The sequence below is a fragment of the Candidatus Synechococcus spongiarum genome (assembly GCF_900047545.1).
Taxonomy (GTDB): domain Bacteria; phylum Cyanobacteriota; class Cyanobacteriia; order PCC-6307; family Cyanobiaceae; genus Synechococcus_B; species Synechococcus_B spongiarum_C.
The window spans coordinates 1-6,096 of sequence record NZ_FITM01000052.1; the positions used below are offsets into that span (position 1 = coordinate 1).

General features: G+C 60.8%; 4 protein-coding genes. 1 reads left to right on the plus strand and 3 read right to left on the minus strand.

The window, feature by feature from the left end:
• Positions 1-404: 404 nt before the first annotated feature.
• On the minus strand, positions 405-2,654 hold the full coding sequence (locus tag FLM9_RS02010; RefSeq protein WP_257242959.1) for a RelA/SpoT family protein: 2,250 nt from the start codon (positions 2,652-2,654) through the stop codon (positions 405-407).
• A 186-nt stretch (positions 2,655-2,840) separates the two neighbouring features.
• Between FLM9_RS02010 and cgtA the strand changes: the two genes are divergently transcribed.
• Entirely contained in the window at positions 2,841-3,836 is a 996-nt protein-coding gene (gene cgtA / locus FLM9_RS02015; protein WP_074457022.1) for an Obg family GTPase CgtA, read from the plus strand.
• Between the two features lie 2 nt (positions 3,837-3,838).
• On the opposite strand, the gene FLM9_RS02020 is transcribed toward cgtA, so the two are convergent.
• Together FLM9_RS02020 and FLM9_RS02025 are read right to left on the minus strand one after the other, a co-directional pair.
• Positions 3,839-4,654 (minus strand): inositol monophosphatase family protein, encoded by an 816-nt coding sequence (locus FLM9_RS02020; protein ID WP_074457020.1) that lies wholly within the window; start codon positions 4,652-4,654, stop codon positions 3,839-3,841.
• A 9-nt stretch (positions 4,655-4,663) separates the two neighbouring features.
• Entirely contained in the window at positions 4,664-6,088 is a 1,425-nt protein-coding gene (locus tag FLM9_RS02025; RefSeq protein WP_257242960.1) for a BCD family MFS transporter, read from the minus strand.
• Positions 6,089-6,096: the final 8 nt, after the last annotated feature.

Consider the following 6,096-nt stretch of genomic DNA (forward strand, 5'->3'; position numbering starts at 1 on the left):
CCCAAGCCAGCACAAGGGCAGGTTTCCCGCCTCCCCTTATCCAGAATTGGGGTTGAATCAGCCTCGCAAGGGGAAAGACTACACCATACACCAGCCAGGCCCGGAACTTGAACCCGTCAGGGTCCATCACGGATCCAGGCAGTCTAGAGGTAGGCTCAGGGCAACCGCCTCCCGATAGAGCGCCTGCTGGGCAGGGATGTCCCCGTTGCGGCGGGCCAGGGAAGCCCGCACCTGGAGAGAGTCCATGAGGGTCTGGCGACGGACCTGGGAGCTGTCCTGGAGAGCCTGCCTGTTGGGGGCATTGCTTGCTGACATTGGGCTTCTCTGCGGTGTCGATTATCCAGTTTAGCGCTGCTGTGGAGGTGATGGGAAGGCATTGGCTGCGGTCCCCGTTGGCGTAGCAACTAGCCCATGCCGGCACGGTACAGCGTGAGCACGTCCGCCATGGCGCGAATACGGTCCATGGTCTGGGTGAGTTGACGAGCGTTGTGGAGTTCAATGCTCAGATCAATGCGGGCAGGCTTGCCGCGACTGGTACGCACCCGCGCATCCAGCACGTTGATGTTGGCATCGGAAAGGCGGGTGAGAATATCCTTGAGCACGCCAACACGGTCCATCACGTCAATTTTTAGGCGCACAGGATAGGTGTTGTCTTCAGGATGCCTGGGGTTCCATTGCACGGGCAGGCGGCGCTCCACGGTAACCCGTTTTGCGTTATCACAATCTTGTCGGTGAATTGTGAGACCATGGTTGCCCAAGGACACGGCGCCAACGATGGGTTCCTGTGGGAGCGGTGTACAACAGCCAGCCAGGCGAAAGTCCAGCCCATCCACGCCAAGAATCGGATTCCCCCGCAACTGACCCGCCGTGGCACTCAGCTCGCGACTGGATGGAGCCGGGGTGGGGGCAGGGTCGGGCTTAGGCTGCGACCCATGGTGGGCCTGGAGACGAATTTCTTCCCTTAGACGGTTGGCAACCTGGTGAATGGTGAGGGCGCCAAAGCCGACGGCAGCCAACAGGCTATTGACCGTATGAAGGTTACAGCGCTCCGCCACTTTTTGCATCGCTGAGGATTTTAACAGCTCCTCCAGGCCGTGGCGACCCAGCTCATGCTCCAGCATATCCCGACCGCGATTGATATTTTGATCTCGATGACTGGTCTTGTACCATTGACGGATACGATTGCGGGCTGTTGGTGTGGCAATAAAGTTTAACCAATCCAGACTAGGACGGGCATTGCGTTCTGTGATGATCTCAACAATATCGCCATTCTTCAAATGAGTAGACAGGGGCACAATGCGGTCGTTGATGCGGGCGCCATGGCAGTGATGGCCCACTTCAGAGTGGATACGATAGGCAAAGTCTACAGGTGTGGAACCACGCCTTAGATCCAGAACATCTCCTTTGGGGGTAAAGACAAACACCTCATCATCAAATAAATCCTCCTTAATAGAGGACAAATAGTCTTGACTGTCCCCGTCAGCAGTCTCCTGCTGCCAATTAAGAAGCTGACGCAGCCAGTTGAACCGCTCCTCCGCTTGACTATTGGCAGGGGAACCTCCCTCCTTGTACTTCCAGTGGGCAGCAATTCCATATTCAGCAACCAGATGCATTTTCTGTGTACGAATCTGCACCTCCAGCGGCCGCTGATTGGCAATCACAGCAGTATGTAAGGATTGGTAGCCATTGGGCTTTGGCAAGCCAATATAGTCCTTAAAGCGACCAGGAATGGGACGGAACGTATCATGAACCACAGCAAGTGCCCGATAACAATTCTCCAGACTCTCCGTTAAAACTCGCAGTGCAGCCACGTCGTAGATTTCATGGAAAGCTTTATTTTGTCGTTTCATTTTGTTCCAAATACCATAGAGATGCTTGGGACGACCATTCACGTCTACCTGGATCAGGCCCGCCTCGGACAGCCGCTGACGGATCAACTCCACCGTAGCGTTGAGCCGTGCTTCCCGCTCACTTCGCTTGACGGCCAACTGTTGAGAGATGTGACGGAACTCCTGTGGATGCAGCACTTTGAAGGCCAAGTCCTCCAACTCCCATTTCAGTTTGCCAATGCCCAGACGATTGGCCAAAGGTGCGTAGATCTCCAACGTTTCGATGGAAATTCTTCTCTGCTTTGCCGGTGATAAAGCTGTTAACGTACGCATGTTATGAAGACGGTCAGCCAACTTGACCAGGACCACGCGAATATCGCTGGCCATGGCGAGAAACATGCGACGCAGATTTTCGGCCTGTTCCTCGGTGCGGTTGACAAACTGAATGCCCCCCAACTTGGTGACGCCGTTGACAAGGGCCCGGACCTCGCCGCCAAACCTGGCCTCAACGTCGGCACTGGTCACACCACAGTCTTCCACCACGTCGTGTAGGAAACCTGCGGCAATCACGCTGGGACCCACGCCAATGTCCCGCAACAGATGGGCAACGGCGAGGGGATGGCTGATGTAGGGCTCCCCGCTGGCCCGCTGCTGGCCATGGTGTTGCCGCCAGGCAAAATCAAAAGCGGCGGCAATCAGAGCAGGACCTTCCGGAGGATCACGGCGGCGTTGTTCCGTCGGCGGCGCCTCCTGCAAGCAGTCCACCAGCCAGCCCGGCAGTGGGATGCCGTAATGCTGCTGCAGCCACTCCCCAGGCCTCGGCACAACCTCTCCTCTCCCTTGAGGGCCGCAATCGCTGAGGATGGAGGGGCCAGAGGGTTCCAGCGCATTACCTGAAGACTCAGGTCTCCAGATTAAGCCAATCACCCCGCTGGTGAAGCATCCCCAAGGACCATGGCGCCATCCGGGCCGGCAAGATGGGGCAGCAGATGGGTGCAGGAGACGGTCCTGATGCAGTTCATTGACCTGGTGCAGATTGAGGTGCAGGCTGGCCGTGGCGGGGACGGCATTGTGGCCTTCCGTCGCGAGAAATTCGTGCCGGCGGGGGGGCCGGCCGGGGGAGACGGTGGCCGCGGTGGAGACGTGATTCTGGAGGCCACCACCAACCTCCAAACCCTGCTGGATTTCAAGTACAAACTCTGTTTTAAGGCTGGCGACGGCCGGCGGGGCGGCCCGAAAAACCGCACCGGGGCCAGCGCCTCACCCCTGCTGGTGAAAGTACCCTGCGGTACGGAGGTCCATGACCTGGGGAGCAACACCTGGCTGGGGGATCTGACCACGGCGGGGCAGCAACTCTGTGTCGCCACAGGGGGGCAGGGCGGTTTTGGCAATACCCGTTACCTGAGCAACCGCAACCGGGCTCCGGAGCAATGCACCAACGGCCATCCAGGCCAGCAGCGGCAACTGCGGTTGGAACTCAAACTCCTGGCGGAGGTGGGGTTAGTGGGTTGTCCCAACGCGGGTAAGAGCACCTTGATCCGCGCCCTCTCCGCGGCGCGCCCCAAGGTGGCGGACTACCCTTTCACCACATTGATCCCCAACCTGGGGGTGGTGCGTCGCCCAACGGGAGACGGCACGGTGTTTGCCGATATTCCCGGCCTGATCCAGGGCGCCGCCATGGGCGCCGGCCTGGGGCACGACTTCTTGCGCCACATTCAGCGCACCCGTCTTCTGGTGCATCTGGTGGATGCCACAGCGGCAGATCCCCACAGGGATGCCACCGTGCTGCTGGGGGAGTTGGCAGCCTATGACCCCACCCTGCTGGATCGTCCCCGTCTGCTGGCTCTCAACAAAAGTGACGCGGTGGATGCCGGCCGGTTGGAGCACCTGACCACACTGCTCACCCAACACTTCCAACAGCCCTGCCATCAGATTTCCGCCATCACAGGCCAGGGCCTGGAGCCCCTCAAGCAGCACGTCTGGGACCGCCTGGCAACCTGCACTTGACATCAGCCCGACAGTGGCGGGCTCTCGGAATGCAGGGCAGCGGCCCAGGGGCGAAAGAGGGGGAAGAGTGACGAGGCCGCAACGGTCAACAGGGGATAGCTCACCGTTGCCAGTTGGGCGCCGGGGGTGGCGGGGAAAGGATGCCCCGCCAGTGGTTCAATGGGACAGCCCAACTCCTCCAGCACCAGCCAGGCAGCCGCCAAGTCCCATATTTTTGGGGAGGCCTCCAGGGCGCCGAGGCTTTGTCCAAGGGCCACGCCGGCCATGTTGGTGCTGGCCACCCCGAACATGCGCAGCTTGCAGGGGAAGCGGTGGTGCGACCGGCGCTGAAGGACCACCATGCTGCGGGTGCAGAGACTGGCGCAGGCATTGGGGGTGACCACGTCCGTTGGTGGTTGCAGGCGACGGCCGTTGCGCTCCACCCCTTCTCCCCGCACTACAATGATCCGCTGGCGCAGCGGGGGGATCTCCAACCACCCCATCACAGGACAGCCCCGGTGCAGCAGGGCCAGGGAGATGGTCCAGTGGGGGATGCCGTAGGTGAAGTTGGTGGTCCCGTCCAGGGGATCCAGAACCCAGGCCCACTCCTGCTGCGGAACCCGTGTCCTACCCTCTTCGCTCAGTACCCCCGTGACAGGGAACTGGTCCTGCAACCCCTGGCTGATGGTCTCGTCACTCCAACGGTCACAGGTGGTGATCAAGGAGCCGTCGACTTTTCTCTCGGCCTCGACCCGGCCAAAATCCGCCATCTGCCGGGCGGCCACGTGATCCAGAAGAGGGCCCAGTTGCTTTTGCCAGGCGGCGATGGTTCTCTCCATGGGACAACCTCAGTCCAACTCCAGAGCCAGCACCTTGGCTAGGGTGTCGGCCGTGTCCCCACGGAATTGATGCACACGCACAGCACCCAGGGACCACGTGGCCGCAGCCATAACAAGGACTTCAATGAACAGCACGAAACCATAGGCAGGGAAAGCCGGTGGCAGCCAGTTGGTCCCCAATCCGTCGGGGATCAAGACATGGCCAAGATCCAGCAGGCCCCCGCCCATGAGTTTACCCAGTGCTCTGGATAAGGCCTGAGCCAGGGCCCAGGCCCCCACAAACGTGCCGGCGGCCTCCGGCAGGGTCAAATCCAACATGAGGGAGAGGGTGGCATTGGTGGCAATGCCCGCAGCAAGGCCAAACAACACCATCACCACCTGCAACACCGTCACCTGGCCGGTACACCCTGCCAGAAACAGCAACGCCAGTGAGACGGTGGTCAACTGGCAGCCCAGACGGGAACTGGCCATCTTTCCCAACCTGGGGGTGATGAGAAACCCTGCCAGGAGCAGGCCCAGCAGCGTGCCGGTTCCCCAGAGGGCGTTAAGGATGGTGCTTTTGGAAATGGGCAGACCAAAGACGTCCGCCCCATAGCTCTCCAGGATGGGATCCTGGAGGAACACCCCCAGGGCAAACAGCACCAGAAAGCCGAAGAACACCAGGGTCTGGCGGCTGGAGGTGAGCAAGGCCCATGTGCGCGGCAGGGTCATCACCTGTTCAGGGGTCCGGTTCCCACTCCGGGAGCCGCCCCGGGGCTCCATCCCCCAGCAGGCCACGATGGTCAATGCCACCACCACCACGGCCAGTTGAATCATGAAGCGTTGCAACGCAGGTTGCAGCACTGCCGGATCCGTCACCCCGTCCACGCTTCCGAGGGTGATGGAAATGCAAATGGCCCCAACGATGATGCCCACGGTCAACATGCACCAGATGATGCCCACGGCGCGGGGACGTTCCTGTTCTGTGGTGCGGTCGATGACCAGGGCCAGATAGGGGGTCGTGGCCATGGCCACAGCTAAACCGAACAGGGCAAACAGGCCGCAGAGCGCCGTGGCGCCACCCCAGAAGGCGCGGCTGTTGTCCGTTGCAATGGCGTTGCCCACGAAGAAGATCAGCGGGATGGAGAGCACCGCAATGAGGCAATAGAGGATGGAACCGGTCACCACGTAGGGGACCCGGTAGCGCCCTTGAAACGGTCGTGCATCAGACACCTGGCCAAACAACACTCGGCTGGGGGCCACCAACTGCTCAAAGGCCAGGGCGCCGCCCACCAGCAAACCGGGGAACGCCAGTTCGGTGAGCATAATGCGGTTCAACAGGCCCGCAAAGACCACCGCCATGGTGCCCAGGCAGCCTTGGAACAAGCCGAGCCGCAGCACCTGCAGCAGGGACAGGCCCGATGGACTGGCCAGGGAGTCACGGGAAGGCGCCACGGTTCTGC

Coding starts and splice junctions, on each gene's coding strand:
- cgtA (WP_074457022.1), top strand. CDS start 2,841: ATGCAGTTCATTGACCTGGTGCAGATTGAGGTGCAGGCTGGCCGTGGC.
- FLM9_RS02020 (WP_074457020.1), bottom strand. CDS start 4,654: ATGGAGAGAACCATCGCCGCCTGGCAAAAGCAACTGGGCCCTCTTCTG.